The organism is Caulobacter sp. GW821-FHT11E11 (assembly GCF_058808315.1).
On sequence record NZ_JBXARO010000008.1, the window covers coordinates 170,624 to 196,781 of the forward strand.

22 protein-coding genes are annotated in these 26,158 nt (G+C 65.7%); 11 read left to right on the forward strand and 11 right to left on the reverse strand.

Annotated features, from left to right (window positions below; all coding sequences use genetic code 11):
- The first annotated feature begins 23 nt into the window (after positions 1-23).
- The 5 genes from AC1RR5_RS20375 (at position 24) to AC1RR5_RS20395 (ending at position 2,841) form a co-directional block, all read left to right on the forward strand.
- Entirely contained in the window at positions 24-209 is a 186-nt protein-coding gene (locus tag AC1RR5_RS20375; RefSeq protein ID WP_492924434.1) for a DUF3606 domain-containing protein, read from the forward strand.
- 544 nt (positions 210-753) lie between these two features.
- Positions 754-1,035, forward strand: coding sequence for a hypothetical protein (locus AC1RR5_RS20380; RefSeq protein WP_492924436.1), 282 nt, complete (start codon positions 754-756; stop codon positions 1,033-1,035).
- A 210-nt stretch (positions 1,036-1,245) separates the two neighbouring features.
- Positions 1,246-1,563 carry a plasmid stabilization protein gene (locus AC1RR5_RS20385; RefSeq protein ID WP_492924438.1) on the forward strand — a complete coding sequence of 106 codons (318 nt, stop codon included), beginning with the start codon at positions 1,246-1,248 and terminating at the stop codon, positions 1,561-1,563.
- Positions 1,564-1,703: 140 nt separating this feature from the next.
- Positions 1,704-2,255, forward strand: a complete 552-nt coding sequence (locus AC1RR5_RS20390) for a type 1 glutamine amidotransferase domain-containing protein (RefSeq protein ID WP_492924440.1) — start codon at positions 1,704-1,706, stop codon at positions 2,253-2,255.
- Positions 2,256-2,646: 391 nt separating this feature from the next.
- Positions 2,647-2,841, forward strand: coding sequence for a helix-hairpin-helix domain-containing protein (locus AC1RR5_RS20395; RefSeq protein WP_492924441.1), 195 nt, complete (start codon positions 2,647-2,649; stop codon positions 2,839-2,841).
- 484 nt (positions 2,842-3,325) lie between these two features.
- On the opposite strand, the gene AC1RR5_RS20400 is transcribed toward AC1RR5_RS20395, so the two are convergent.
- The 7 genes from AC1RR5_RS20400 to AC1RR5_RS20430 form a co-directional block, all read right to left on the reverse strand.
- Positions 3,326-4,504 (reverse strand): alpha/beta fold hydrolase, encoded by a 1,179-nt coding sequence (locus AC1RR5_RS20400; RefSeq protein ID WP_492924443.1) that lies wholly within the window; start codon positions 4,502-4,504, stop codon positions 3,326-3,328.
- Between the two features lie 36 nt (positions 4,505-4,540).
- Positions 4,541-5,854, reverse strand: coding sequence for a dicarboxylate/amino acid:cation symporter (locus AC1RR5_RS20405; protein ID WP_492924445.1), 1,314 nt, complete (start codon positions 5,852-5,854; stop codon positions 4,541-4,543).
- A 407-nt stretch (positions 5,855-6,261) separates the two neighbouring features.
- Entirely contained in the window at positions 6,262-6,525 is a 264-nt protein-coding gene (locus AC1RR5_RS20410; RefSeq protein ID WP_492924447.1) for a DksA/TraR family C4-type zinc finger protein, read from the reverse strand.
- 87 nt (positions 6,526-6,612) lie between these two features.
- A complete protein-coding gene (locus AC1RR5_RS20415) occupies positions 6,613-7,884 on the reverse strand; it encodes a DUF6880 family protein (protein WP_492924449.1) in 1,272 nt (423 codons plus the stop codon).
- A gap of 63 nt (positions 7,885-7,947) precedes the next feature.
- Entirely contained in the window at positions 7,948-9,978 is a 2,031-nt protein-coding gene (locus tag AC1RR5_RS20420) for an ATP-binding protein (protein WP_492924451.1), read from the reverse strand.
- Positions 9,915-10,757 carry a PAS domain-containing protein gene (locus AC1RR5_RS20425; RefSeq protein WP_492924453.1) on the reverse strand — a complete coding sequence of 281 codons (843 nt, stop codon included), beginning with the start codon at positions 10,755-10,757 and terminating at the stop codon, positions 9,915-9,917. The genes AC1RR5_RS20420 and AC1RR5_RS20425 overlap by 64 nt, the downstream gene beginning before the upstream one ends.
- Positions 10,758-11,251: 494 nt before the next feature.
- The gene (locus AC1RR5_RS20430) at positions 11,252-12,856 is read right to left on the reverse strand and encodes an alpha/beta hydrolase (protein WP_492924455.1); all 1,605 of its coding nucleotides are present in this window, start codon (positions 12,854-12,856) and stop codon (positions 11,252-11,254) included.
- Here AC1RR5_RS20430 and AC1RR5_RS20435 point away from each other — a divergent pair.
- Positions 12,849-13,370 (forward strand): MarR family winged helix-turn-helix transcriptional regulator, encoded by a 522-nt coding sequence (locus AC1RR5_RS20435; protein ID WP_492924456.1) that lies wholly within the window; start codon positions 12,849-12,851, stop codon positions 13,368-13,370. The genes AC1RR5_RS20430 and AC1RR5_RS20435 overlap by 8 nt on opposite strands.
- Positions 13,371-13,499: 129 nt before the next feature.
- Here AC1RR5_RS20435 and AC1RR5_RS20440 read toward each other — a convergent pair whose 3' ends face one another.
- Positions 13,500-13,922: a VOC family protein gene (locus tag AC1RR5_RS20440; protein ID WP_492924458.1), complete on the reverse strand. Its 423-nt coding sequence runs from the start codon at positions 13,920-13,922 to the stop codon at positions 13,500-13,502.
- 351 nt (positions 13,923-14,273) lie between these two features.
- On the opposite strand from AC1RR5_RS20440, the gene AC1RR5_RS20445 reads away from it, so the two are divergent.
- Positions 14,274-14,951 carry an exopolysaccharide biosynthesis protein gene (locus AC1RR5_RS20445; protein ID WP_492924460.1) on the forward strand — a complete coding sequence of 226 codons (678 nt, stop codon included), beginning with the start codon at positions 14,274-14,276 and terminating at the stop codon, positions 14,949-14,951.
- A 625-nt stretch (positions 14,952-15,576) separates the two neighbouring features.
- Here the strand turns inward: AC1RR5_RS20445 and AC1RR5_RS20450 are convergent.
- From AC1RR5_RS20450 to AC1RR5_RS20460, 3 genes are all read right to left on the reverse strand, one after another.
- Complete coding sequence (locus AC1RR5_RS20450; RefSeq protein WP_492924461.1) at positions 15,577-16,593, reverse strand: glycine zipper 2TM domain-containing protein; 1,017 nt, start codon at positions 16,591-16,593, stop codon at positions 15,577-15,579.
- A 149-nt stretch (positions 16,594-16,742) separates the two neighbouring features.
- Positions 16,743-16,943 carry a hypothetical protein gene (locus AC1RR5_RS20455; RefSeq protein WP_492924463.1) on the reverse strand — a complete coding sequence of 67 codons (201 nt, stop codon included), beginning with the start codon at positions 16,941-16,943 and terminating at the stop codon, positions 16,743-16,745.
- 566 nt (positions 16,944-17,509) lie between these two features.
- On the reverse strand, positions 17,510-21,088 hold the full coding sequence (locus AC1RR5_RS20460) for a hypothetical protein (RefSeq protein ID WP_492924465.1): 3,579 nt from the start codon (positions 21,086-21,088) through the stop codon (positions 17,510-17,512).
- A gap of 336 nt (positions 21,089-21,424) precedes the next feature.
- Between AC1RR5_RS20460 and AC1RR5_RS20465 the strand changes: the two genes are divergently transcribed.
- Genes AC1RR5_RS20465 through AC1RR5_RS20480 form a run of 4 tightly spaced genes read left to right on the forward strand, consistent with a single transcriptional unit; the run spans position 21,425 to position 26,155 of the window.
- Entirely contained in the window at positions 21,425-23,146 is a 1,722-nt protein-coding gene (locus tag AC1RR5_RS20465; RefSeq protein WP_492924466.1) for an SIR2 family protein, read from the forward strand.
- Positions 23,143-23,724 carry a hypothetical protein gene (locus tag AC1RR5_RS20470; RefSeq protein ID WP_492924468.1) on the forward strand — a complete coding sequence of 194 codons (582 nt, stop codon included), beginning with the start codon at positions 23,143-23,145 and terminating at the stop codon, positions 23,722-23,724. The genes AC1RR5_RS20465 and AC1RR5_RS20470 overlap by 4 nt, the downstream gene beginning before the upstream one ends.
- The gene (locus AC1RR5_RS20475; protein ID WP_492924470.1) at positions 23,721-24,437 is read left to right on the forward strand and encodes an AAA family ATPase; all 717 of its coding nucleotides are present in this window, start codon (positions 23,721-23,723) and stop codon (positions 24,435-24,437) included. Before AC1RR5_RS20470 ends, AC1RR5_RS20475 begins: the two co-directional genes overlap by 4 nt.
- On the forward strand, positions 24,437-26,155 hold the full coding sequence (locus AC1RR5_RS20480; RefSeq protein WP_492924472.1) for a hypothetical protein: 1,719 nt from the start codon (positions 24,437-24,439) through the stop codon (positions 26,153-26,155). The genes AC1RR5_RS20475 and AC1RR5_RS20480 overlap by 1 nt, the downstream gene beginning before the upstream one ends.
- Positions 26,156-26,158: the final 3 nt, after the last annotated feature.

The window sequence follows — 26,158 nt, forward strand, 5'->3', positions numbered from 1 at the left end:
TGGTTTCTCACCGGGAGCGCTTGATGTCGGACGACAAGGATCAGCGCGGGCCGCAGGACGCTTCGCGCATCAGCCTCAGCGAGGCCTATGAGGTCGCATACTGGACCCAGGCGCTCGGCGTCAGCCGCGACGACTTGGCCAAGGCGGTCGTCAAGGTCGGCAACAGCGCCGAGGCCGTGCGGGCCTACTTGCAGCGCGGCGCGCCCTGACATGGCTTGGCCGCGCCCGCGGATCGGGTCCGCTCGCGCCGCGCGCTTGCGGAGTGTGAGATGGGCGGTCCTGCTCTTGGCGCTCAACGCCGCCCCGGTATCTGCGCTTGGGGGTGGGACGCGGCCGGGCGCGGGACTGCCGATCTGTTCAAGTCGATGAACGGCCTCGCCGGCCGATGCTCCAGCCTCTACGTGTGACCCGCCCGAGCAGGGGAGGTGGGGCAGGCTCTGGCGAGTCTGGTCCGCCCTCCGCCGCCCGAGGTCTTGGGGCCGCTCACCGTCGGCGCGCTGGTCGAACCGCTGCGCGGCCTTGATCCGGCCATGCGGGTGACTGCGTCCTCTGGGCCTGGCGCCGCCGGCCTCGCCATGCGCCCCCAAGGTCCTTGCGCCAAGTTCGAAGCCCCGGCCGGACCGCTGGCCGCCGCCGACCTCGTCTCGCTCGCGCTGGACGAGGCTGTCGAGGGAGCCCACCCTGCGTTTGATGGCCCGCGAACGGATGGCCCGGGCTGGCGTTTGCTCTCCAGAGACAGTTTGGAGACAGACCATGACCACGGGCAAGGATCCGCAAACCGCCGACGGCCTGGGCGGCGTCCACAATGTCACCCAGCCTCGCGCCCCGGTCCCCGATTATCCGGCGACCGCCGCCCCCGCGCCGGCCGCCCCGGGCCCTGTCCCCGCTAGCGACAGCCATATGGAAAGCGACCCCGACCAGATCGGCAAGGTCGTGCACACCGAGCCGCTTGCGAACGCGTCATCATCCGACGCCCGCGTCGCGCCCGAGCAAGCCTCGGCCTTTGCCGCCGAAAAGGATCCTCCTCGGACCTAGGCCGGGCCGCCGAGCGCGGCGATGCGTTCGGCTTGGCCCGCCAGAGCATCATCTCAGCGGGTGTAGCGCGCGTGATGGCCTCGCCATCCCTGAATGGGAGCGGTCTCGGGGGAGTCAACGCTAAGTGACTGACTTTGCTGTGGGAACGGAGCGGTGGCGGCAGGGATTTTCGTGGATGTTGGCCAAAGCCATTTCATAAGGAGACGTCACATGCCCCAAGGCGACAAATCCAAGTACACCGATAAGCAGGAACGCAAAGCCGACCATATTGCGCGAGGCTATGAGGCCAAGGGCGTTTCGGAGACGGAAGCCGAACGCCGGGCCTGGGCCACCGTCAACAAGGATGACGGCGGCGGCAAGAAGGAGGGCGGCTCTGGCCGCGGCAAGGCCACGGGTCATCCCGCGGCCCACAAGGGCGGTAAGGCGGGTGGCGAAGCGTCGGCCCATCGCAGCGCTGCCGACCGCTCGGCCTCGGCCAAGAAAGCGGCCGCGACGCGCAAACGCAACGCCGAGCACGGCCATCCCTAAGGGCGGTAGGGCGACTTTCCGCGCCAAAATCCCGGAAAAGGCTTCGGGCTTTTCCACCGCCGACGCCGAACGGAACCGACGCTCGCCAGACCGGTTTCCGCCAAGACTTGATCCCTGCCGCTTACCGAGGAGCTATCCCAATGCCCGATCAAACCCTGGCCGGCCGCAAGGTCGCCGTGCTCGCCACCGACGGCTTTGAGCAGTCGGAATTGGAAAAGCCGGTTGAGGCCCTCAAGGCCGCCGGCGCGCAGGTCGAGGTCGTGTCGCCCAAGGGCGGGCAGATCCAGGGCTGGGAGCATCACGACAAGGGCCGCACGGTGCCTGTCGATCGCGAACTGTCGGCCGCCAAGCCTGAGGACTATGACTCCATCGTCCTGCCGGGCGGGGTGATGAATCCCGACGCCCTGCGGCTGGAGCCCAAGGCCATCGACTTCATCAAGCACTTCGTGACGACGAAGAAGCCGATCGCCGCCATCTGTCACGGACCTTGGACGTTGATCAACGCCGGCGCCGTCGAAGGCAAGGCGATGACGTCTTGGCCGTCGCTGGAGGCCGACCTGAAGAACGCCGGCGCCGACTGGGTCGACCAGGACGTGGTGGTCGACGATGGCCTCGTCACCTCGCGCAAGCCCGATGACCTCCCGGCCTTCTGCGCCAAGATGATCGAGGCGTTCGCCGAGGGTCGCCCGTAGGCGCATTGCTCGGCCGAGCCTATCGAAACGGGAGGCGTGCTGACGGCGCGGCCTCTTTGGGATCGGTGTATACGGACCTGAGGCGACGGCGGCGGAACTCATCCAAAAGGGGAGATCTGGCCTCCGAGTTGGCCAGCCTTCTCTGTTCAGGCGCCCATCGCTGACCGCGGGGGAGCGCGCGGCGGATCTCGGCTGGTGCTGGGGAGCAGCCTCTCGAGCACCTCAGGCTCTTGGGGCGCCGGGCGGCCACCGGACGCGGCCGACCACCCCACCCGGCGCGTGATCACCACCAGGCTTGCGGCGGAATCGGCTTGGACAAGCGCCCGCCAGTGAACCTTCGGGCAGGCGTTGGGTTGAACCTTGGCCCATTCCACACTTCCAGGCTCCCCGCATGATCGATCTCAACACCGCCACGGCCGAGGACTTTGACGCCATCGCAGGCCTGAAGGGTCACGGCTTCGAGATCGTGCGATACCGTGAGGAGCGGGGCCGGTTCACCAGCCTTCGGCAACTGGACGAAGTGCCGGGCCTAGCCGGCAAGACAGGGGGCGTGCAAGGCCACGTCCAGGTCATCTCGGCCAAGTAGTGGTCACGATTGAGGGTTCGGATCATCGTCGGTGGCGGCGGAACCGTGATGGCCGCCTGGCTCCCGCATGACGTCGCCTAGCGAGACGACCAACTTGTTAGTATGGACCGGACGGCCAGCCACCAACTCGCGAGCTGCGCGCTCGGCCAGCCGCGACTGGCCGCTCGCCAAGGGCGACTCTGGGTGGTTCGCGAACAGGCGCGAGGTCTCTGATGGCGAACTTTCGCATCCAGCGCCATCCAGTGGAGAACTCGCAGGCTCCGCGCCAGCCATGGCTCTGGATCAGCCGGTAAGGCATCGTGGCGGGAATTCGACTGTGAGGCGGGCTTCGAAGCCTGCCGCCCTATCTCGGACTCGATGCCGAACGCCGCCCAGGAGGAGGCCGCCGAAGGTCCTGGCGGCGCCGGCGACCGGGATCGGAACGTCGGTCCGGCGGCGTCTGCCGGCCCATGGGGTCATCGTAATTGTCTCGAGGCGCCCGGTTTCAAATGCTCTGGGGGGGCCATGCAGCCTTGATTGAAGGAGCGAGCGACGTCGATCTTAGGGAGATCGCATCGCAGAACGCCTCAATCTCGGCGCAGTAGACGTCCGAGCGCTCCAGGAAACCCATGTGGTTGGCTTGATCCACCGTCACCAAACGGCCATCCCGCGCCGCGCGTGAGAGAACTTCGCTCGCCGCCTTCAGCGTCACGATATCGGCCTCGCCGGCGAGCACGAGGGTGGGGATGCTCGTCGCCTGTAGGGCTCCGTCGGCGTCCCATCGAAACATTGCCAGATTGCCGCGCGCCAAAGCGGCGGGCGGGTTGCGGGTGGCCAGCAGGGTGGTGTGCTCGAGCTGGCTTCGTGTCACGCGCCCGGCGAACCCCAGGCGGTTGGCCAGATGCGCCGCGCCGCTAAAGTAGCTTTGCCAAGCCGAAAGCCAGGCGATCGGCTGGAGCGGAATCGCCAGCCAAAGGGCGGGCTCGAGCACGGGCCAGCGTAGGGCCTGGGCCAGCGGGCTGAGGATCATGGTCCGCAGTGGGTTGGTGTAGGTGGTGTTGACGAGGACCACGCCGACCATACGTTGTTGTGCGCTCGGGTGGTCGCGCACCAGCGTCTGAATGGTCATGCCGCCGATGCTGTGACCAATCAGGATTGCGGGCGCGGCCGCGAAGTCCATGACCGCTTCCAGGTCACGGGCAAAGTTCGAAAGGTCGATCGCGCCGGCGGCGGCCTTCGAGCGGCCCAGTCCTGCGAGGTCCCACACGATGACCCGATAACGGCTGGTGAGCGCTCGGCGCAGGTAGAACCAGATCGTGCCGTCCAGTCCCCAGCCATGAGTCAAGATGACCGTCTCACCATCGGCTGGGCCGTGGACTTCGACATACAGACGCGATCCGGTCGGGCTTTCAATGATCGTGGACGTCTCGCCGCGCTCCGCGCGGCTGGGATCGGTGTCGCCGCGCGCGATGAGGGGCACAAGCACGAGGCGGCCCATGGACGACCAGATCAGCAGCCCCAGGCCGGTCCACAGGCACCAATCCTCACGGAGGTGATAGGCGCGGCCCGCCGCGTCGCTGAGCCACTCCCCGTCGTACCAGGTCCACAGCAGATATCCGCCCGCCGCCAGGACCGCCAAGGACAGCAACGAGAGCGCGATCCGCGCTAAGACAATGAGGGGCATGCCGAACTTTCAAGGCCACGCGCTTTGCGCAGGCCCCTAACCGTTGGCGCCAGGGCCTGTTCCGTTGGCCCATCGGATGATCGGTTCGCCGCCAAGGGCCGCCTCGTCCTTTGGGCGACCGACGATGCGAGCCAGCGCCAGGTCTGTGGTCACGTTGCCCAAGGTCCGGAAGATGTCTGGGATGGACTCGACCGCGAGGAGGACAGGCAAGAGATTCAGCGGCACGCCTATGGCCAGGCAGACCGGCCCGATGGTCGCAAAGAACGACACCTGAGCCGGGAGACCGACCGCGGCGAGGCTGACGGCGGACGCCACCAGCACGCCGACGAGGAGGGTGGCGGGCGACAGCGTTACGCCGTGCAGGTGCGACAGATAGATCGCCACCGCCATGTTGGCCGCCGCACTGGCCGCGCGGAAGATCGACACTGACAGCGGCAGGACGACCTCGGCCGAACCCGGGACGGTCCGCAGACCGGACGTGGCCGTGATCATCGCCGGCAGACAGGCCAGGGACGATTGCGTGCCCAGCGCCACGACTTGCACCGGCAAGGCAGCGCGGGCGAAGGTGATGGGCGACAACCGGCCGGCCGCCACGGCCAGGCCATAGGCTGCTAGGGTCACCGCCAGGCATGCGGCGACGACCATCAGGATGTAGTGTAGCAGGGTTCCCGCCGCCCCCAGTCCCAGTCGCGCTCCGACGCCGAAGCCTAACGCCAGGACGCCCAGCGGTCCTGCCAACAGCACCCATCGGACGATGACCAGCATGGTGGCCACAAGGGCCTCGAGGAAGGTCGTCACGACGGCGCGAAGGCGGGTCTCGATGCGGCTGGCCGCGAACCCGAAGAACAGGGCGAACACCACGAGTGGGGCCATCTGCGTCTCGGCGGCGGCCTTGATCGGATTGGCGGGAATGATCCCGCTGAACCAAGCTCCCGCCGCGCCGAGACTAGGGGGCTGGCCGCCGCGTAGGGCTTGTCCCGCCGACGGAACCGGGGACCACAGCAGCAGCGCGCTCGTCAGCACTGCGCTCAAGGCGCAGGCCGCTACGAGCAGGACGGCGAACCATATCATAGCCCGCATCGCCACCCCGCCGGCCGCCGCGCTGGAGGTGGCCGATCCAACGCCGGTCACCAACAGGCCGAACACGAGGGGCACAACGGTCATGGTCAGGGCATCGAGCCACAGCGCTCCAATCGGCGCCGTGATCGCCAGCAGCGGATCCAGCCGCGCTGGCGGCTGTCCGCTCGCCGCGGCGCCCGCGGCCAAGCCGATCAGCAGACCGAGGAGGATGCGCGTTGACGGCGTGTTCCACCGCGAAAAACGCCGCGCTTGCGGATCGGTCAGGTTCATCGTGTGGCCCCGCTGTTGAGAAGGCCTAACGAGGTGAGCCGTCAAAGGCTCCGGCGCCGCCGCCTCGCGGCCCAGCCGGCGAGGCTTGGTCCAAAACGCCGGTCGCCCAAGGCTAAGCGGTGCGGCCAGGGGATCAGCGGTCTGGCGCGGACTTGATTGACCTCGGCCCGTGACGCCAGCGCAGGATTGCCAACATCAGCCACAGCCTGCCGGATGGCCCCGAGTGCGGCGATATTGGCTATCGCTACCTCGCGAAGCGGACTGGGCGCGCGCCGTCGAGCCAGACGAGGACGCGGCCGCCCTTCCCGACGCCCAGATGCATGGTCGCGGGGAGGGCTTGCAGGTAGTTCGGTTCTCCGACCACATCGATGGCGATCAGCGACCTGGCGGCGGCGAGACGGTCACGGTCAGCGCAACTGGCTGTCCTTGCTGCCGCGCCGATTGATGCTGCTGAACACGATCTCCTTGTCGCGCCCGGTCTGGCATTCGATGCAGGTGCGGCAACCCTGCAGCGCGCGTCGCCGTGCTTCGGGAATGTCTTCACCGCAACTTACGCAGAAGAGCAGGCTCTCGCCGGCCGGCAGGCGGGCGCGCGCGCTGAGAACCCCGTCGGTGACGGTGTCTTCGATTTGATCAAGAACGCCCCCGTCATGGGTCCATCCGCCTGCCATCGGGCTCGCAACTCCTTTGATTTGTCAGGATCTTAGATAGGAATTTCGGGCCCGTTCTCCAGGGCGCCGGGGCGCGAGCGGGGCGGGTCAGAATGTCGCGGCGATCAGACGGCGATGCTGTCGGCTTCCTCGGTCAGGCGCTGTGACAGCTTCAGCTCCCGGCGCTTGAAGGCGGTGGCGGCGGCCTTGCGCAGCAGGCGATGGGCGGCGGCGGGGAAGCGGGCGCGCAGCTTCGCGGCCCAGGCTTCGGCCGCATCCGGCTCGATCCTGGCCTCGTCGCCGCGATCCAGGATCATGCGGCTGGCCTCGGCCAGGGCGGGCCAAGTCATCAGCACCGCAAGGCCTTTCTGGAAATCGTCGTACGCGGGCGTAGGCGAAGACCTCGCCCTCGGCCTCGACATCGTCGAAGCTATCGAGGCGTCCAACGAAGGCCTTGGCCCGGCTCGTGTCTAGGGTCCGCTGGAACGAGGCCCAGCGCACCGCCTGGGCCCCGGCCGCGTCGCCGGCCGCCTCGAGATAGTCGATCCAGGCGCTTTCCCAGTCGAAGTCCGGCGCGGCCAAGCGCCCCCGAAAGCCTTTGGGCTTGGGCGCCGCGCGCCGCAGGGCTTGCCCCGCCGCCTCAATTTCGCCGAGGGCGAGCCAGCGCCGCGCCAGGGCGACCGCCACGGGCGGCGTCTCCAGGGCCGGGGCGCCATAGGTGGCGGCATGGGCCTCGACATCGCCGGCGGCGTCGGCCAGGTGACGGATGACAACGATCCAGCCAGGCGCGGCCTTGGCGCGGGCCTGGGCCAGGGTCAGCGCGATCTGTGCGGTCGCGGGGGGCGTAGCCGCCAGGGCTTGCGGCATCCAGTGCGACCACGGCTGGGGCGCGGCGGTCGCTGCGTCAACCAGGGCGTGGGCGGCCAGGTTCGGATCGTGGCCGGCGAGCAGGCGGCCCAGTTCATCCGCCGCCCGGGCGTAGACCGCCTCGAACGCCTCGTCGCGCTCCCGCAGGCGGCTCGAGGTCTGGCCGTAGGTGGCCAGGAATCGCCAGAGCCGTTCCAAAGCCGCGTCGGGCTCGGCGCGCCCGAGCCGATCTGAGATCAGGCCTCGCAAGGCATCGAGATCGCGCAGGAACGCCGGCTTCTGGCGCCAGGTCACTTGGCCCCGCCTGGTTTCCAGGGCGCCGAGCCGTTTGTCGATCTCCGGCGCGAGATGGATCGCGCCCAGGCCCGCAGCGAGCTCCATCCGCAGCCGACGCTTGAGGTCCGTCCGGGTTTCGGCGACCTCGACCAGGATTTCCGCCAAGCGATCGACGCCGAGGCTGGCGAGGTTCTCGGCGGTCACCTTCTTCTGACTGGCGACGCTCGGCTTGGCCATGAGGCGAGAACGAACCGGCGGCGCAGACGATCCGCGACGCTGAACCCTCGCCCGTTCGCCAAGCTAGGGCGCTTGGGTGATGGACTGGAGGATCTCGACCAATTCGCTTTGTCTGAAGGGCTTGGTGAGGCGAGGAAGATCTGGATGCACGCCCTCGGTCTCCGCAAAACCGGAAATGACCAGCACCGGTCGACCAGGCCAGCGCGCCTGAACGATGCGCGCGAGTTCGGTGCCATTCATACCCGGCATCAGATGGTCCGTGAGCAATAGGTCGAAGGGCTGCCCCGCTTCGAGCTTCAACAACGCCTCGGCGGCCGAGGACGCCTCGACCACGGCGTAGTCGAGGTCCGCCAACATTTCGGCGGTGCTGTTGCGGACGGCGTCCTCGTCGTCGACCAGCAGCACGACACCCGTGCGCATCACGCGCCCGTTCGCGTGCTCCGAGATGGATACAAGCTCTGGGATGGCGTCGTCGCTGACCGGAAGCCACAGATCGACCGTCGTGCCGGCGCCCGGCGCGCTGGCGATGACCATCGGCCCGCCCAGTTGCGAGGCGAGCCCGTGGACCATCGACAGGCCCAGGCCCGTACCCTTGCCTATGCCCTTGGTCGAGTAGAACGGCTCGGTCGCGCGCTTGAGCACCGCCTCATCCATGCCCACGCCCGTATCGGCCACGCTTACCCGAACGTACTGGCCCGGCGTAAGGCCCGCGGGCGGATCCCTGCCTTTGTCCACGCGGATCGTCAGGGCGCCACCCTCGGGCATGGCGTCGCGCGCGTTCACCGCCAGGTTCAGAATGGCCATCTCGAGTTGGTTCGGATCGGCTTTGGCGGCGGGCAAGTCGTCTTGCACATCGACAATGACCTGGACGTGCGGGCCCGACGTGCTGGCGACAAGTTCGGCCATGCCGTTGACCAAGCCCTTCAGATCAACCGCGGTCGGTTGCAGCGGTTGTCGACGGGCGAAGGCGAGCAGGCGCTGGACGAGCGTCTTGGCGCGATCGGCCGACTGCAGCGCGCTATCGATGAGCCGTTGCTCGCGCTCGCCCCCGACCTGCCGACGCTGCAACATGTCGAGCGAACCGATGATGGGGGTCAGCAAGTTGTTGAAGTCGTGGGCCACCCCGCCGGTCAGCTGTCCCATGGCCTCCATCTTCTGCGATTGACGCAGCGCGAGCTGAGCGGCCTCCAACTCGACTTCCTTGGCCTTGCTGACGCTGATGTCGCGGCCGACGGCAATGAAGTTGAGCTGGTCGAGCTCGGGCGTCACCGTCCACTCAATCCACTTGAAGCCGCCGTCCGCGGTGGCGATGCGATTCTGGAAGATGGTCGGCCTGCCGGTCTGCCCCATCTTCTCCAACGCCGCCAGAGTGGGTCCCATGTCCTCGGGATGCATGAACGTGGCATAGCCGCGCGATAGCAGTTCGGTCTCGCTCCAGCCCAGCACGGTGGTCCAGGCGGGGCTGACCGCCGACATCATGCCGGTGTAGTCGGCGCGGGCCAGCATGTCCTGCGACAGGTTCCAGAGCTGGTCCCGCTCGGCCACGCGCTCGGCGACGCGGGCTTCCAGCGTCGCGTTCAGCTCACGCAAGCTACGTTCCGCGGCGCGCTGCTGGGTAATGTCGTTAAAGAGGACCGCCACACGGCGTTCCTCGGGCTCACCAGTCCGGAAAGCATGGACGTCAAACCAACGCCCCAGTGGGGCGGCATGGTTCTCGAAGCGAACCGCCTCGCCGGTCATCGCGACGCGTCCGTAGGTCTCGAACCAATGGCGTTCAAGGTTCGGCGCCACCTCGCTGGCCCACTGACCGGCCGCACCAAAAAGTCCGGTCTGTCGCTCGAAAGCGGGATTGACCTCAACGAGGCGATAGTCGATCGCCGATCCGGCCGCGTCGAACTTCATGGCGATGACGCAGAAGCCCACGTCGACGGCCTCGAACAGCGTGCGGTAGCGCGCCTCGCTACGGCGCAGGGCCAGTTCGTTGCGATGGCGCTCGATCGCCGCTCTCGTGCGCTCGGCGATATCACGGATCAGAGCCAACTCATCGGGACGCCAAGTGCGCACGGCGCCGTGGTTGACGAAAAGCACCGCCACCAACCGACCGCGTTCCACGACTGGGACATTGACGAACGACCGGGCGCTCCGGCCTTCGAGCGCGCTTGCCGCCGGGCCGTTCTAGGATCCAGGCGCACGTCCCCAATCGCGATGAATTCATCGCGCCGGAGGCTATCGATGAACGATCCGTAGTCTCGCAAATGCGTGACGCCGGCCAACGAGCCAACGCCGGGTATGGTCCAGTCGCGGTCAACGTGCAGGGTCTCGGCTTCATCATCGATCGTGCCGTAGCCGACGCGGCTGACGCCCAACGCGCGGCCGAGAATTTCGGCGGCCGCATGAGGAAGGTCCTCAGGATCTTCGATGTGGCGCAACGCGTCGCTCAGTTCGGCCAGCGCGGCCAGCCGTGATTGGGCGCGCACCGAGTCGGTGACATCATAGCCGCCGACGAAGATGCCTGTGACGAGCCCGTCGCTGCCGCGGATCGGCTGATAGAGGAAGTCGAGATACCGGGCGTCGCCGTGATCTTGGGCCAGGTTGATCGGCAGGGCGCGGGCGGTGAATGGCTCGCCCGTACGATAGACGCGGTCCAGGATGTCGCCGAACGCTTGCCCTTCAAGGTCCGGGAAGACCTCGCGCACCGAACGGCCCAGGAAGTCGCGTTCGCCCGCCAGGGCCACATAGGCATCGTTGACGTAGTCGAACCGATGCTCAGGCCCATTCAGCACCGCCGCGAAGCCCGGCATCTGTTGCAGTACCGCCTGATTGCGCTCTCGCTCGCGCCGGATCGCGCCGTCGAAGTCGGAACCGTCAACCATTACCGAAATCTCGCGCACGCTGTCGTGGAGGGCCGGAAGCGACGCCTCGCGCCGCCTTGCCAGCTAACATTCATCGCGCCGGCTGCCTATGGTTGGCTTGGGTCTAGGGTCCGGCGGTGGCGCGCACAGTTTCTGAAGCTTGACGCCACAGGCCTACTCCGGTCCGACCGTGGCGGTTTCTGCAGACCCAAGACGACCACGCCTGCCGCGGCACCCTGCAGCCGGGGCCCCGCGAAGCCGCCCCTGCGTTTGCGCTTCGGTCTCGTCGGCGGGTGCCGAACGCAGCACTTGGGGACGGGAAAGCGCTCGGCGTCCGGATTTGACGTCAACGACTGCGCCTTTCTTGAAACGAGCCCAAGGTCGGCCAACCGGGTCAGCAATTGGTCGTATCGGCAGTCGACGGCGAGGCTGAACGCCGCCTTCCTGGAGGGGCGCCAACAGCAGTTCTGGCGCTGCGCCGATGGTGTGACGCCTTGAAGCGTGGAGGGCCGAGATCAGCGCGCCGCCTGATCCGGCGGCGCAAAACTCGGCGGCTCGAACCTCGGCGCGGCCAGGGTGACTTCGGTGGGAAGGCCGCGGGTCTCGCCGGTGCGCAGGAAATCGTAGATGGCCTGTTTGGCGGCGGGGCTTTCGCGCAGCTGGTAGAACGCCCCATCATGCCCGGCGCGGTGGACGAGGATCGCGTGGCCGTTGGGAAAATACGGCAGCAGGCCAAGCGTGTTCTCGATTGGGGTGGAGGTGTCCCAGTCGCCGTGAACGAAGATGATCGGAGTCGTGGTCGCGCGCGGGAGCCGAGTCGCATCGCCCATGTCCGGGGTCGGCCAATCCGGCGCCGACACCAGGTTCGCCTCGAAATTCCACGTGCCGAGCCAGTCCGCGGCCGGATCCGTGCGCATGAGCTGTTCGCGCTCGGCGGTAACGGCCAGGCTGCTGTCGACGAGCGGGCCAATCAGCTTGGCGGGGCTTGCGCGCCGGTCCTCCAGGGTCTGACGCGCCCAGTCGTCATAGTGGCCGTGGTAGAGCGAGAGGATGAAGGCCGGCCAATGCTCGGCCTCGTCGGTGTGCGCCAGCAGGGCGAGCTGCAGGTCCTCGGCGCCGAGTACGATCGCCCGCGCCGCGCCGGCATCGCCACGGACCGTGACGCGGATGGGTCCGGCGGCGAAGCGCCGGTGCAGCACGCGGACCGCCTCCATCATCCCGCCCTTGGGCAGCCAGGGCGCCAGGCCGGAATCGCGATCGGCGTCGAAGGCGATGCGCTGCAGGGCCGCGAACACCTGCGAGGGCATGTCAAAACCGTTGTTCAGCGGCTCGACGGAGGAAAGCACGGCGCGCGCCACGATCTCGGGGTGCAAGCGCATCACCGCCAGAGACCATTGTGAGCCGAAGCTGCCGCCGAACAGGCTAATCTTTTCATAGCCTAGGGCTTGCCGGAGATCATCGACGTCATCAGCGAAAGCCTCGATCGTATAGCCGGACAGATCCTTGTCGGGATTGCGCGCGATGGCGCGCCGCGCCAGCGCTTGCATCGCGCGCGCATCGGCCTCGACTGAAGCCGGCCTATCAAGCGGCGACGCGTCGGCGGTCTCGACGAGCATTTCGCCTCGGCTCGTATAGCCGCGCTGTTCGATCACCACGAGGTCGCCGACCGCGCCGAAGGTCAGCCAGGAGCGCAGGCGGCTCCGCGCCGCTTCGCTTGGGTCGGTGAAGGCGCCAAGTACGCTCAGCCCCGGACCGCCAGGCAGCCAGAAGATCGGCGGCGCGCCGGTGGGGCGGGGCGCTTTGATCCGCGCGAAGCCGATGCCGATCCTGCGGCTATCGGGCTTGCCACGGTTTTCCGGCACGTAAAGCGTACCGATCTCGTAGGGGACGGTCTCCCCGGTCGGAAGCTTGACGTTTCCCTGCTCGATCACGATCCGGTTCGGCGCTGGCTGCTGGGCCCAGGCCGAGACGGGCGACACCTGTGCCGTGAACGCCGCGAGCGCGCAAACCAGCCTTCGAAGCGAACGCATGGAAATTCCCCTGGGCAGATGGATTGCGGCGGCACGCTCCTCAATGTATATCTTTATGTCAAGATACTTGATGTGAAGATTGATGGTCACGCCTGAACAATCGCCTTCCAAGCCCGGTGCGGACGTTGTCGACCTGCTGCTTGAAGACTGGGCGCGTGAGCGGCCGGATCTGGACGCTACGGCGATGGCGGTGGTCGGCCGCCTTCTGCATCTCGGCGGTCTGCTCGAAGCCCGAGCCGGCGAGCGACTTCGAGCCCACGGGATCAGCTACACCGAGCTTGACGTGCTGGCGACGCTGCGGCGCTCGGGCGCGCCGTATCGGTTGAGCCCCACCGCGCTCCGCAAGGCCGTTCTGCTCACGTCCGGCGCGATGACCGCGTGCCTCAATCGCCTCGAGCAGCGTGGATTAGTACGCCGCGGCCCCGATGGTGGCGATCGCCGGTTGCTGATGGCGATACTGACCCCCGAAGGCCTGGCCCTGATCGAGGCGGCGATCGTCTCGCACTTCGCGCAGGCTGACCAGGTCGTCGCCAATCTCGATGTTGCCGAACGGCTAGAGTTGGCGCGTCTGCTCCGGAAGGTTCGGCTTCAGCTCGATGCTTGATTGGTCTTCCACCTTGCGATCCGTGGCGTCGCGGATGGCGGCCGAATGTCCGCGTTCTGGCGTGGCGACAAGGTCAGCCATTGGCGCCGCCCGGCCGCTGCGCAAACGCTGGTGTCGGCGGGGAGGTGCTTAGCCTTCGCGCAGCACCACCTCTATGTTGTTTCCGTCTGGATCAATCACGAAAGCGGCGAAGTATCCCGAAGGATAGCCGCCTGTTCGGGGACCGGGCGGGCCGTTATCACGTCCGCCGGCCTCAAGCCCCGCTCTGTGAAAGGCTTTCACCTCATCACGGGATTTCGCGCGGAAAGCTGTATGCTGTTTGACGCCCGATGGGTGAAAGACGTCGATCCAAAAGATCGGATAGTCCACGCCGTAGCCCACACCGGCAAGATCAGGGTCGCCGGGCCCGGTTGCCGCTCCGAAGTGCCTGGTGATCCTCATAAGAGGGCGAAGGCCCAGCGTTTCCAGCACAGCGTCGTAGAACCGGACGGAGGCCTGAATATCGGCGACACCAACACCGGTGTGATCGATCCGCCAGTTTACATCGTCCATGATTGGCTAATCCGTCGGCGCTTGCATCGACTGGAGGCTACCCGACCTTTGCGCGGTCAGCCACGGGCCGCTGCCGACCATCTCGACCCTGGCGCCGAGCGTCTCGTTTCTGGAGGCGCGCCAACGGGCGCTCATGGCGCACCAAAGTAGACGCCGGCGAGCGCAGGGTGCTGATGCGAGCCGGTGGGTCTGAGCAATTGGTCCAAACTGTCCGGAGCACCTTTTGTCGCTCTGGCGCTTGGGGGCAGGGCTTCGTCGGTGATTTGCGAAGCGCATTCTGGCGATAAGCCGTTGGGGTGGAACTGTTCTGCGGCGCCGTGGTTCGATTGGCCTGCGGATGAAGAGGTCTAGGTGCGGCGGGTGAAAAGTAGCGAAACATTTCCGATCGAACCGTCGGACCTGCCGCCTGCAGCGTTCAACATATTCTCACGGCGCCAATCGATCTCGAACCTGATGCTGCAATTGGCGGCCACGGCCAACGAGACCGTGACGGTCAGAGACCTTGTGAACCACTTCGGCGAACGGGCTTTTGGGGCGCTTCTACTGATTTTCTCTATTCCAAACGCCCTTCCGATGCCGCCAGGGGTATCGCTGGTGATCGGTGTGCCTCTCGTGCTCATCACCTTCCAAATCATGTTCGGCAGTCCCCGGCTCTGGTTGCCCCGGTCGATGATGGATCGCGGCGTGTCGCGAACGACGTTCATTGCCATGAGCCTGCAGATCCTGCCGACTCTGCGCCGTATCGAACTGGTGGTGAAGCCGCGGTTCCAGGGCTTGTTCAATCCCTTGGGCGACCGCCTACTCGGGACCGCGGCGTTCGTTCTGGCCTTGGCCAGCTTTCTGCCCATTCCGTTTGGCCACCTGTTGCCGGCTCTGGCGCTGGTGGCGTTCGGGTTCGGCCTGATCGAGTTCGACGGACTGGCCATCCTGCTTGGATGTCTGGTGGGCGCGTTTAGCATCGGTGTACTAGCGCTTCTGTCTCACTCGCTAATCGAAGGCGCGAACCACCTCCGGGCAATGTGGCAGTAGGGGTTTGCGCGCATGCCAACTTCTCCTTGGGCACAGGAAGCTTGAGAGCACGGTCAGATATTGGGCTGAATGTCGCCGGTTCCCCGCCATTCAATTCCAGGACGATGGCGCCGTCGTCGCGGGCCTCAAGGAGATTCAGGCCGCGCTCGGCCTGCCAGCGTTTGGTCGGTCCTGAACTTCCTGGTCAATGCGCACGACATGGTGGGCGGTGATCGCCCCATCGACGCGCTTCGGCGCGGCGAGGTGGATATCATCGAACAGGCCGCGCGGCAGTCAGGTGTGCGCCGTCACGCCTTGGGTCTGGACCTTTAGAATCAAGCGATGTCGGCGCGCCGCGCGGCTCATCGACCCTTGGGCCGTGAGCGCTGCGTCGTCGTCCGACGAGGTTCGTTTCCGGCCCAAGCGGGAGCGAAGAGCTTGCAGAGCGGGGCCATCAGGGCCGCCACAACAAGCAAGCCAGCCGAGAGTTCGAAGAGCCAGATCATCAAGTTTTCCAAAAAGGCGCCAAGCAAGGGCGCAGCGACGGCCGCGCCTTTGCGTGCCGACGGCAGGTCAGTGACTGAGGGTGTAGATCATTGGACTCATGAGCGCGCAGCGTTCGCCGCGCACTCATGATCGTCAAGGGTCAGTAGATGTCGCGGACATCGACCCTGAGGCTTTTGCTCAATCCGTCGAGCCTGGCCATGATGATCGCCTGTCCCTTGGGACCGAGATAGCCCTGGCGGGTGCGCAACGATTTCTCCTGGCGCTCGATCGCGACAAGCGTGCGTCTAGCCTGACCGACCTCCGCCTGGCTCAACCGACCATTCTGCGCGCCGCGGTTGATCCGTTCCGCCAGCTGCGCCTGGCGTTCGTCGACGCTGGGCGCGGCTGATCCCCCGCGCGCTCCGCGTTGGGGCATGTTGACGGGCTGGACCCGCCCGTCGGTGGCGATCCATTGGCCGCGCGTGTCGTAGTAACCGACCGTCTCGCCCCGGATCCAGCGGCCCTTGTCGTAGTAGCCTGGCTGAGGATCGGCGATCCAGGCGCCGTTGGCGTCACGGCGCCCGCTGGCCTGACCGGCCATCCAGCGACCATCGGCATTGTAACGGCCGGTCGCGGGGCCGGCTATCCAGCGCCCGGATTGGTCATAATAGCCGGAGGTGGCGGCGACCCAACGTCCGTCCTGGGCGTAGTAGCCGTCAGCCGACGCTGGAACCCATAGATTGTTGGCGTAGTAGCCGCTGGTCGAGGTGTCGGTGTTGGCCTGCACCCAGCGTCCGTCGCGTCCATAATATCCGCGCGGCGCACCTTCGACCCAGGCGCCGTCGCGGTCGAAATAGCCGGCCGCGTCGCCGCGGGCGACGGTGTTGGCGTGCCAGGCGCCCTGATTGTCATAGAAGCCGTAGGCGCGGGCGCAGTCTTGCTTGCCCTTCGTCGCCTGATTGCCGATCAGGGCGCCAGCGACGCCGCCAACGACTGCGCCTTCATTGCGATTGCCATGACCGGCGAGAGCGCTGCCGGCGAGCGCGCCGATACCCGCGCCAGCGACGGTCGCGACAACTCGGGCACCTTGCCGTTGTTCGCAGGTCTGTTGTGCGAGCGCGAGGGTAGGGATCAGGGCCGCGGCGCAGACGCCGGCGACCAAGGTTTGAATTCGCATTGTGTGGGGTTCCTAGGGAAGAGGCTTACTCTTCCCAGGAGCGCTGTATACATAGGTTTTGTTAAATATTCAAAGGCATATAATAAGTGAATATAGAAGTTATAATGGAACTAAATGGGTAATTGCGTTTTGGTATTTATTCCTCAGGTCTAATTGGCGATGCGAGCATATTCTGCGCGCACAAGCGCCGAGCCCGCAGGCGTAATATCCCACCCCTGAGCATTCCGCTCGGCAAGGCCGAGGTCGGTCAAGGTCCTCGCGCTGGAGATGTTGATGTAGGGCACGTCCTCGCCTTGGCGCTTGCGCTCCAAGTTTTCGAGGGCGTTCTGTTGAGGGTCGGTCAGGTTCATGCCCAATCAACGCGCGTTGGACGTTGAAGGCCTATATTCGTGCACGCGCCTCAGGGGCAGGGCAGGGCGGCCAGCATCGCGGCAGGGGTTTGAGAGCCGCCAGGTCCTTGCGCAAGGTGGTGGCGGCGACCCCGTCCTCGCTGATGGCGTGGCTGATCTGATCGAGACTCAGGACGCGTCCTCGGCAACGTAGAGGCCGCATGAGCCGGTGTGCTGATGGCGTCGAGCTTGATGCAGCCGTCACCGCCGCGCCCAGGGCTCGCGCGCGGTTGAAATGGACGCCCGATCCCAGCGATAGACGGCGTCGAAGTGCAGACGTCCCGCCGTGCAGGTCCGACGCGACCGTCGCGCTCAAGGTGGAAGTCATGGACCGGCCGGCGAAGGGTCTGATGCGCATGTGTCGAGGCGGGCGCGGGTGGCTTCGTCCAGCCATCATGTCCCGCCAAACCGATCAAGCCGACGTCGGCGGTGAAGCCCCGATAAGGCGCGCGTCGCGCGTCACCGTTTATCGTCTAACATATCTTATCGGAAATATTTGCGTGGCGGACAGCGCTGATGCATTGTCGCTAGTCGATGAGAGTTCTTCGCTGGATTGCGAACGTAAAGTCGTCGACCAGCATGCGATGAGCTTCCGAGGCGCTGGCGAAGGTTTCCAGGAGCGCGAGATCGGTGCGCCCGCCGCCTTCCAGGATCAGATTAGCCAACACCTCGACCGCTTCGAGTGCGCCAGCGCGGCCGCTGACCCATTGCTCAGCCGTCTTAAGAATATCCCGCCAGGTCGCGCCCACTGTGAGTGCGCTGTCCACCAGGGTTTTGGCTTGCAGGCGAAAGTCCTGGCCAGCAAGTGCGTCTAGCTTCGCGCGAAACTGCTGTGGATTCCAGCGATAGGCGTTGGATGACAGTCGTGGATCAACAAGGCGCGCCCTGAGCGCGAACCAACCCTTCTGGTTGCACAGGATGGCTAGTATGCCGATCTCGCGCTCATCTAAGAGGTCCAAGTAGGGCTCGAGCGCTTCAATCTGCGTCGTGCGGGTTACGCCGACGGCATTGTTAAAAAGACCCAGCGCCCGAGTAGCGATGTGTTTGAACAAAACAGATGGCGTCTGATGGACGCCTACCGCTCCGGCGACGAGCGCTGACAAGTTAGGGCCGCCGATCAATATGGCGGACTGTACCATGTCGGGTAAGGTTTGCAGTTGGGGCCACTGCGACACGAGAATATTCTCGGACCTTTGGTGCGGCATTCGCATCAGTTCGTTGTGCAATATTGGTCCGAGCCAGTCGTTGTCGCACTGGCCTTGCCCTAAATGTTTCACGGCTTCTTCAACGGCATCCCAGATTGCCGGTCCATGATACGCGTTCGCGTATTGCCATGCTTGTCCGTCGGACAAATCTGCAAGGCGCGCTATGAGGTGGTGCGAGGCCGTGGGATCGCCACGCCGGAGCCGCAGGTTGATCGCCCTGGCGCCCAGTATCGGGTCGGTCTCGAGGGCCTGCAGCCGATCAAGGCCAGCTGGCGCGCTTGCTGATGCCCAAAGCTCAAGGGCGGCCTCTCTCGTGCGCGAAGGTTCGTCCGTCGCGTTCCACATCTCAGCAAGGGCGATCCGGCTGCTCGACGATAGCCGGCCGCCTCGCCCGTCTTGCCGATCCCACCCTCTGAGGGTGGTCAGGTGGTGCCTGATGTTGCCGTTTGCGGCCTGACGCGCCTGAAGGACGAGCACTTGCGGATCATCGATCTTTCCCAGGAGCTGAGCGATCACGGCCCGGTTCGACCGGTTGGCATAGGCAACCATGAACGGCAGCATCGGGCGAGGTGGGTATCGGCCGAATAGAAAACTCGGATCATGGGCAGCGGAGAAATCTTGGGTGCGCTGGGGTTCAGAAGCCGCCCACGCGTCGAGAACCTCGTCCAACAGGGGACTGGGAGCGTCCAGGCACCGAGAAATCGCCCAGACATAGTCGCCGATCTCGCCAAGAGGTTCTCCTCCCGACCATCGACGCGCGATTGACGCCGTCAACTCAGGGGCGGCGAGATAGCCGGCCAGTCGCAGGGCGCCAGACATAAGGTGCTGACTCTGCGCCGTATCGAGGGCCCGATGGACTGCGCCTATCAACGCTACGCGATGGTCTCGCCGCGCAGCCTCAATCGCGGCCTCGAGATCCTCCCACACAATTCCCAGCGGTAGGGAGGCTAGAAGGGCGAATGCCGCGCTGGCGGAGCCATTGCGGATAGCTGTAACGCTGGTGAGGAAATCACATGGGTCCAAGGTCAACGCGAGCGCGTGAGCCTCGGGCCCGTCGGCACTGGCGAGCTGCATCAGAGCTTGGCCACGCAGGAAGCACGGATCGGGTGCCGCGCGTTGCGGATCGACTGCCCAAGCCTTGGCCGCATCAGCCAACGCCGCGCGCGCCTCCGAACCAGGCTGAGATAGGCGAACCCCGACAAAGAGCGCCAAGGGATTGAGGGTTGAGAGCCGTGAGAGCAGGTTCGGCGACGGCGCCAAGGCTGCCGCGGCCCCGAACAGCTCGGCGAAGAAAGGCTCGGCGAACACCTCGTCCGGCAGCGGATCGCTCTGCTCAGCTTTCAAGATCGCCTGGGTCAGCAGGCGATCGCGCACCCGATCGTGGCGAAACGCGACCATCGGGTCGTCGCCGAGCGCCGGCCGGATGACCTCCCCTGCCCGCTCAAGCGCGGCCAGCGCGGCGATATCGGCCTGGTCGAGCCGCAACTTGGTCAGTTCGGACCATCGTGGGTCGAGCCGGCGATGCTCTAGCATGGATCTTCCCAGGGCGTTTAGGGCCCGCTGGTAGGTCCAGCCTTGCTGACCATCGCTCAGGGCGGCGCGCTGTACAGCTGATGCGATGTAGGCATCGATCGTCTGCTCGGCGACTGGATCAGTCTCGAAGTCGTGCAGCGCGATGAGAAGAGGATCGCGGCTAAGTGCGTTGGCGATACTCTCTGCCTGTATGGGGGTCACTTGGCGCCCGGCGAGCGCGCCTCGGGCGACGACGGCCGCGACGGCCTCGCCTTGGGTCAGCTCCCCCAGGTCCAGGGTCAGCGGTTGCAACTGTTTCCTGACTTGGTCTGTCAAGCGCGCGAAGAGTTGCGGCCAAACAGGACAGAGAATGCGCCAAGGCTCGGCGCTGCCTTTGTCCTTGTCCGCGCCAGCCCAGGAGGCGAGGCGATTGAGCAAACGTACTGGGTCGGCGCTGGCGTTCACATCTTCTACCAGCAACATTGCGGGCCTGTCGGGCGTGCAAAACTCGAACACCGATTGCGACATCGCCAATGAGGAATGAAGTTCGCGAAGGGTTAGGTCGATAGCGGCTTCTACGGTGCTGGATTCCAACACCGCAGTGTCCTTGAGCACCAAGCTGAAACCACCAAGCGTCCTATGCGCCTGCAAGGCGCGATAGCAGGCCACGGTCTTGCCGGCGCCCGATGGGCCGCAGACCAAGGTGATGTTGCGCGTGACCGCGGATAGCGCCTCATCTGCGCTCCGTTCCACCCACGCATCCGGGCGATCCGCGGGTTTTCCTTGCAACAAGGAGCCAGTGCAGAGGTCGCTCAGCAGTTCGGCCGAGAGACGTGCTTGGGGTTGACCGAGAAATTCTCTCCGCACCCACTGACCGTCGGCTTTGGTGTCCAAGACGTGGCTCAGGCGCCGCAACGACCAGATGTCGAGCTTGATGTCGTGCTGGGCCGCCAGGGCCTCGACATTGCGCACGATCTTCTCGTCCGGGTCGCTGTTGCAGGTTAGGACGAGCGTCGCCTCCAGGTTGGGACGGCGTCGGCGTTCCTCGGCGACAATGGCGGCGGTCTTGATCAGATCGCCATCGGTTCCAGTCGGGCCGCGGCTGATATTGCGTGGCTTGACCTTGCTGAGGTCATGCGCCCACTTCTTTTCGAGGTCGGTGCTATCGGTCGTGTGGTGCACAGCCACTAGATGTGGCGGATCGGCCCCGGGCACGAATGTGATTCCATCAAGCGGAGCTTTGCGGGTCTTGCCGTTTGGGTTGATCCCCGTGTGAGCCAAGCGGGCATAGATGGGATTGTCGACGCGCAACACCGCGGTGGCGAGCAGTTCGAAGACTCCTTGATCGGTCATCTTGCTGATCGCGGTGGCAGTGTCGTTGACGGTCATGTCACGAGCTTAACCGGAGGCAACGCGCAGCTTCAACGCCAGGATGTGATAGTTGATCAGGGGGCGAGATTTCGGTGAAAGTCTCGTTTTCAGCATTTGCTGAAATGGCGCCAGGGCGGAGGAAATTCCGTGAATTCCAGTTCCTGGAGCTCTGCGCGCTAGACTTTTGAAGGGCAGCCGCCGGGCTTTTTACCGGGCTCGCGCGAGCACCCTCCGGCGGCTGGACTCTCGCCAAAGTAAAGCTTGGCGATCCTGGACCCGCAGCCTACCGTCATGGGCGAGCGCTTCGACGCGACGTCCAAAACTGGCGTACCGCTGGGACCATACTGCTAGAACATGACCGCCGCTCCACACGCCTCGACCATCACGATCCAGCAAACCCTGGCGCTCCTCGACGGACCGTTTCTCGAGATGGCTCAAGGCGTCGCTGACGACAATTACGCCGTCTGGCTGGGTTCGGGAATTTCGCTTTCCCGGATGCCTGGCCTGAAAAAGGTCGCCGTTGAGGTTCTCGATCATCTGCAGCAGCGGTGCTCGCCGGCCCAGGCCGACTGCCCTTATCGAACGAGCCTGGAAGACATCCTCAAGCTAGCCGGGCTGAGCGATGACGAGTGGGCTCGTATTGATTACGCCAAGCCGGTCGCGGGCTGGAGTGATCTGAAGGCGATCAGCGAGCGGCTGGTCAACAACTACGCTCGCATGCTCGACCAGGCGCCCGTCGGCGAACAATCCGACTATCTGGTTTGGAACGCGGTTGATGTCGTGGGCCAATACGGCGATCCGACTATTGAGCCGGATGCCGAACATCTAGCGATGGCGGCCCTGATCGTCGAGGGCGTGGCGTCCGACGTCGCCAGCGCCAACTGGGACGGCCTGGTTGAAAAGGCGGTCGAGCGGCTGGCCGGCGCGGCCGATCAATCGCTCCTCCAGGTACGGGTGCGCCCGGAGGACACCCGCATCAACACCGCCCGTTCGCGGCTCTACAAATTTCATGGCTGCGCCGTGCTGGCCGGACAGAACGAAGGCGCTTACCGCCCGCGCCTGGTGGGGCGCGCCTCGCAGATCAATGGCTGGGTCCACAAGGACGAGTTCAAGGTGATCGCCGAGAAGCTCATCGACCTGGCGCGATCCAAGCCGACCATCATGCTGGGCCTTTCAGCCCAGGACACCAATATCCAGGCCATCTTCGTCGCCGCCAAGGAGCAGATGCCCTGGGATTTCCCCAGCCATCCGCCAGCTTACGTGTTTTCGGAAAACAATCTTGGAGCCGACCAGAAGGGTCTGCTTCAGAACGTCTACAATCTGCATTACGCGGCTAACAGACAGGCAATCGCGGACTCCGCCCTGTTGCGGTCCTATGCCAGCGCCCTTTTGCCGGCTCTGTGGCTGCACGTTATCTGGAGCAAGCTCTGCGCGTTTGCCAACGCGGCGGGCGCACACCTTCAGGACGACGATCGTCAACGCCTGCAAGAGGGCCTTCGGACCCTGCGCGACAAGGCTGCCGAGCCGGCGAAACTGACTCATCACGCCGACTATGTGGTCCAGGCTCTGTCGCTCTTCGGGCGCGCCATGGGGCTGGTGCGCAATGGCAGGCCGCCCGACGCCGGGTTCTACAGCCCGCTGACCCCCTCTGCCCGCGGCGCGAGCCTTGCCGACCCCTATTTCGGATCCACGGGTATGGGCTGCCTGGCCATGGGCCTTGGCCTCTTGGGCGCTGGCGAGCAGCAAGGCCTTTGGACGTGTGGAATTCCGCCGACGACGGGGGACAAGGACGGCATGGTGGAAATCACCAGCCCCGCCCGCAGCGCCCAGGTGTTCTTCGCGGCCAACGCCGAAGCCGCCGCCCAGCTGGTCCTCAACGGCCACGTCGCCGAGGACGATCGGGCGATCCTGATCCATAGTCACACCATCCCGGCCGCGAGCCGGCGCTCGCCGTCCGCGCCGCCGGGGCGTACCGGCAAACTGGGGCTGCAGGAAATCAGCATCGCGGGCCTGACGGCTGGAGCGGCGCCGGTTCCCAACCTGTTGGACGATTTGAAAGCGGAGATGTGCCTGTGACAGCCACCACGCCGGTCGAACGGGTCGCCGACGCCTTGGCGGCTGCCAATTTCACCCGCATGCCCACGCCTCTTTCCATTGCGGGTCTGTCCATCCCCGTGGCCTCGGCTTTCGTCGGCACGGGCACCTCCTCGGATCTGGTGATCATCGGCGACACCGCCACCGAAACCCAGAAGAAGCTGCAGCAGACCGTGGAGGGCGTGGGGCGAGCGCTCGACATGGTGCAGTCGCGCCGTCCTTTGACCCTCGTCGTCGTCGGCCCGCGGCCCGAAAGCGCGGCGCTCGGCGCGATGGCGCGTTTCGCCCGCGTCCTGCCTGTCGGCGAGGTCGCCGATCAGGCCAGCATCGCCAATTGGCTGGCCGTGCTCCTTCCGCTGAAGCTGCCGCAGGTTAAGGACGGCCTGATCGACATCGACACCGCGCTCGACGAGGCGTTCCAGAAGGATGACCTCTCGGCGTCGCTCATTGCGGTGGCGCGGGACGGCGAGAGCGCGGTGCGCGACCATTTCCACGCCTTGGTGGAGGATGCATTCGCCGAGACCGGGCAGGACGACACAGAGACGGATCAAAACGCATGACCCCGCGCCTGAACGCCATCTCCGTCGAGAATTTCCGGAGCATTCGCGGCAAGATCCAGGCGCCGCTCGATGCGCCCGTGGTGCTGGTGCACGGGCCCAATGGCGCGGGCAAGACCAGCCTCTTGTCGGCTATCGAGACCAGCTTGATGGCCGGCGCCCCGACCCTGGAGCGGGTTGACCCGGGCTATGTCGCCTATCTGCCGCATAAGGATGCGCCTGACGGCAAGGCACGACTTTCTCTGACGATGACTGACGGCGCTGAAGAGCGGCGCTCGGACCTGACCATCTCCACCCAGGCCATTGAGGGCTCCGCACTTCTGTCTCCGACAGAGGCCCGGTTCTTCACCGAGCGCTGCTATCTTGGCCAGTCGACTCTGGGGCGGCTGCTTGAAATCTACCAGCACCAGGATGCACGCAAGACGGACTCGGCGCTGACGCGTTTCGTCAAGGAAATCCTGGGCCTGGATCCCCTGGACGCGCTGATCGAGGGTCTGCATTCGGCGGGCCACGTCACGCGGTTGCGCGCGCCCGCGCCTCAATATTGGTCGGCCCGCGAAGACCTTCCCGCGCTGCAAAAGCGCTTGGCCCAACTGGATCAAGATATCGAAGCGACGGCCGCCGCCCGCTGGCAGTCCCTGGCGTCATTGAGTCAGTTGGCGGCGGAGGTCGGCGAGAGCCTTGGGGAGGATGAGGCGGGCGAAGCGAAGCCCTGATGGCGCGCTTGGCGCCGACGATCGCCGCAGACGAACAGGCGCTGGCGACACTCGCGCTCCAGCGGCGGGAGTTGGCCGCCGCTGTAGTGCAAGCCGGCCGCGCCCTAGGCGCAGCCGGCCAGGCCAATGATCTTGTCCAGACCGAAGCTGCGGCCCGGGCGGCGCTTGAAGCCTGGGCGGCGGGACCCGGCGCTCAGCTCCAGGCCACTGTCGAAGCGTTGCAGACGCAGTTTCCAAACCTGCCCTCCCCCGGTTCGAACGCGGTCGCAGCGCGCGCAGCGGCCGAGAAGGTCGTGGCCGACGAGTTGACGCGCATCGACCAGGCCCTGACCCAGGACGCGCAGACTGCAGCCCGCCAGGCCGAGCTCGACGAAGCCATCGCCCAGGGGCAGGCGCGTCTGGATACGCTCGAAGTCGAAATATCGGCCAGCACGGGCGACACCGACGCCCTAGCGAAAGCGCTCGCCCAACTCGCACCGCATATCCACGACGAAGACTGCCCGGTTTGTGGCCGAGACTACAGCGAGGTCTCCCCGACAACGCTTGCGGCGCACCTGTCCGCGCGCATCCGCGATCTGGTGGCGACATCCGACCGATTGCAGGCTCTTTCGCGCGACAAGGCCGCGACCACGACCTCCGTCCGTCAGGCCCAATGGGATCGCCAACAATTGATCTCGCGACGGTTGCCGGCCGACGAGCTGGACACGCGTAAACTGCATCGCGCGACGCTGTCTGAACATCTCTTGCGGCTGCAAGGCCTGACCAGCGAGGCGATGCAGGGCATGGCCCTGCAAGCCGCCCTGGCGGCAGCGGCCCGCGACCTGACCGATGGCCAGACCCAACAAGGCGCCCTGAGCAGCCTCCATACCCTGGCGGCGGAGTATGCCGCGCAGTTGTCGGTGACGGAGGCGCCTGACGCGACGCTGTCGGAGCGGCTCCAAACGCTCCTGGTCGGGGTGCAAAACAGAGAGCAGGCGGTCGCGTCGCGACAGCAGGGCCGACAACGGATCGCCGAGGCGGCGCGCGGATCAGGCGCGCTGGAGCCACAGCTGGCGCGGTTGCAGGCCGAGCGGGCGCAGGTCGCGACGCGACTGGATCTGTCAGGGCGCCAGAAGGCCGAGGCCGATCATCGGATCGAGGTGGCCAAGAAGCTGGCGGCCGAAGCACGATCGGCTCGAACCGCCCTCGTGCGGCGTGTCTTCAACGACGAGCTGAACGCGGTCTGGAAGGACCTTTTCATTCGTCTTGCGCCGGACGAGCCTTTCGTGCCGGCCTTCTCACTTCCCAAGGACGATACCGGCGCGGTCGAGGCCATGTTGGAAACCCACTGTCGTCTCGGTGGTCTGGGCGGCAATCCGCGCACCATGCTGAGCGCCGGCAACCTCAATACCGCGGCTCTGACCCTGTTCCTGGCGCTTCACCTGTCGGTTCGACCCACCCTGCCCTGGCTGATCATCGATGATCCGGTGCAGAGCATGGACGAAGTCCATATTGCTCAATTCGCCGCTTTGCTGCGGACCCTTTCCAAACAACATGGCCGCCAGGTGATCGTCGCCGTTCACGAGCGCTCGTTATTCGACTACCTGGCGCTGGAACTGAGCCCCGCCTTCCTTGACGATCGGCTGATCACGATCGAGCTGGGCCGCACCGCCAGCGGGGCCACGACCGCAGCGTGGGATCTTCGCACGTTCGAGACCGACAGGGCCATCGCCGCCTAGCCA

Bases quoted from the DNA above. Each gene is read 5' to 3' on its own strand.
- AC1RR5_RS20375 (WP_492924434.1), top strand. From the start codon at position 24: ATGTCGGACGACAAGGATCAGCGCGGGCCGCAGGACGCTTCGCGCATC.
- AC1RR5_RS20380 (WP_492924436.1), top strand. From the start codon at position 754: ATGACCACGGGCAAGGATCCGCAAACCGCCGACGGCCTGGGCGGCGTC.
- AC1RR5_RS20385 (WP_492924438.1), top strand. From the start codon at position 1,246: ATGCCCCAAGGCGACAAATCCAAGTACACCGATAAGCAGGAACGCAAA.
- AC1RR5_RS20390 (WP_492924440.1), top strand. From the start codon at position 1,704: ATGCCCGATCAAACCCTGGCCGGCCGCAAGGTCGCCGTGCTCGCCACC.
- AC1RR5_RS20395 (WP_492924441.1), top strand. From the start codon at position 2,647: ATGATCGATCTCAACACCGCCACGGCCGAGGACTTTGACGCCATCGCA.
- AC1RR5_RS20400 (WP_492924443.1), bottom strand. From the start codon at position 4,504: ATGCCCCTCATTGTCTTAGCGCGGATCGCGCTCTCGTTGCTGTCCTTG.
- AC1RR5_RS20405 (WP_492924445.1), bottom strand. From the start codon at position 5,854: ATGAACCTGACCGATCCGCAAGCGCGGCGTTTTTCGCGGTGGAACACG.
- AC1RR5_RS20410 (WP_492924447.1), bottom strand. From the start codon at position 6,525: ATGGCAGGCGGATGGACCCATGACGGGGGCGTTCTTGATCAAATCGAA.
- AC1RR5_RS20415 (WP_492924449.1), bottom strand. From the start codon at position 7,884: ATGGCCAAGCCGAGCGTCGCCAGTCAGAAGAAGGTGACCGCCGAGAAC.
- AC1RR5_RS20425 (WP_492924453.1), bottom strand. From the start codon at position 10,757: ATGGTTGACGGTTCCGACTTCGACGGCGCGATCCGGCGCGAGCGAGAG.
- AC1RR5_RS20435 (WP_492924456.1), top strand. From the start codon at position 12,849: ATGGTCACGCCTGAACAATCGCCTTCCAAGCCCGGTGCGGACGTTGTC.
- AC1RR5_RS20440 (WP_492924458.1), bottom strand. From the start codon at position 13,922: ATGGACGATGTAAACTGGCGGATCGATCACACCGGTGTTGGTGTCGCC.
- AC1RR5_RS20450 (WP_492924461.1), bottom strand. From the start codon at position 16,593: ATGCGAATTCAAACCTTGGTCGCCGGCGTCTGCGCCGCGGCCCTGATC.
- AC1RR5_RS20455 (WP_492924463.1), bottom strand. From the start codon at position 16,943: ATGAACCTGACCGACCCTCAACAGAACGCCCTCGAAAACTTGGAGCGC.
- AC1RR5_RS20460 (WP_492924465.1), bottom strand. From the start codon at position 21,088: ATGACCGTCAACGACACTGCCACCGCGATCAGCAAGATGACCGATCAA.
- AC1RR5_RS20465 (WP_492924466.1), top strand. From the start codon at position 21,425: ATGACCGCCGCTCCACACGCCTCGACCATCACGATCCAGCAAACCCTG.
- AC1RR5_RS20475 (WP_492924470.1), top strand. From the start codon at position 23,721: ATGACCCCGCGCCTGAACGCCATCTCCGTCGAGAATTTCCGGAGCATT.
- AC1RR5_RS20480 (WP_492924472.1), top strand. From the start codon at position 24,437: ATGGCGCGCTTGGCGCCGACGATCGCCGCAGACGAACAGGCGCTGGCG.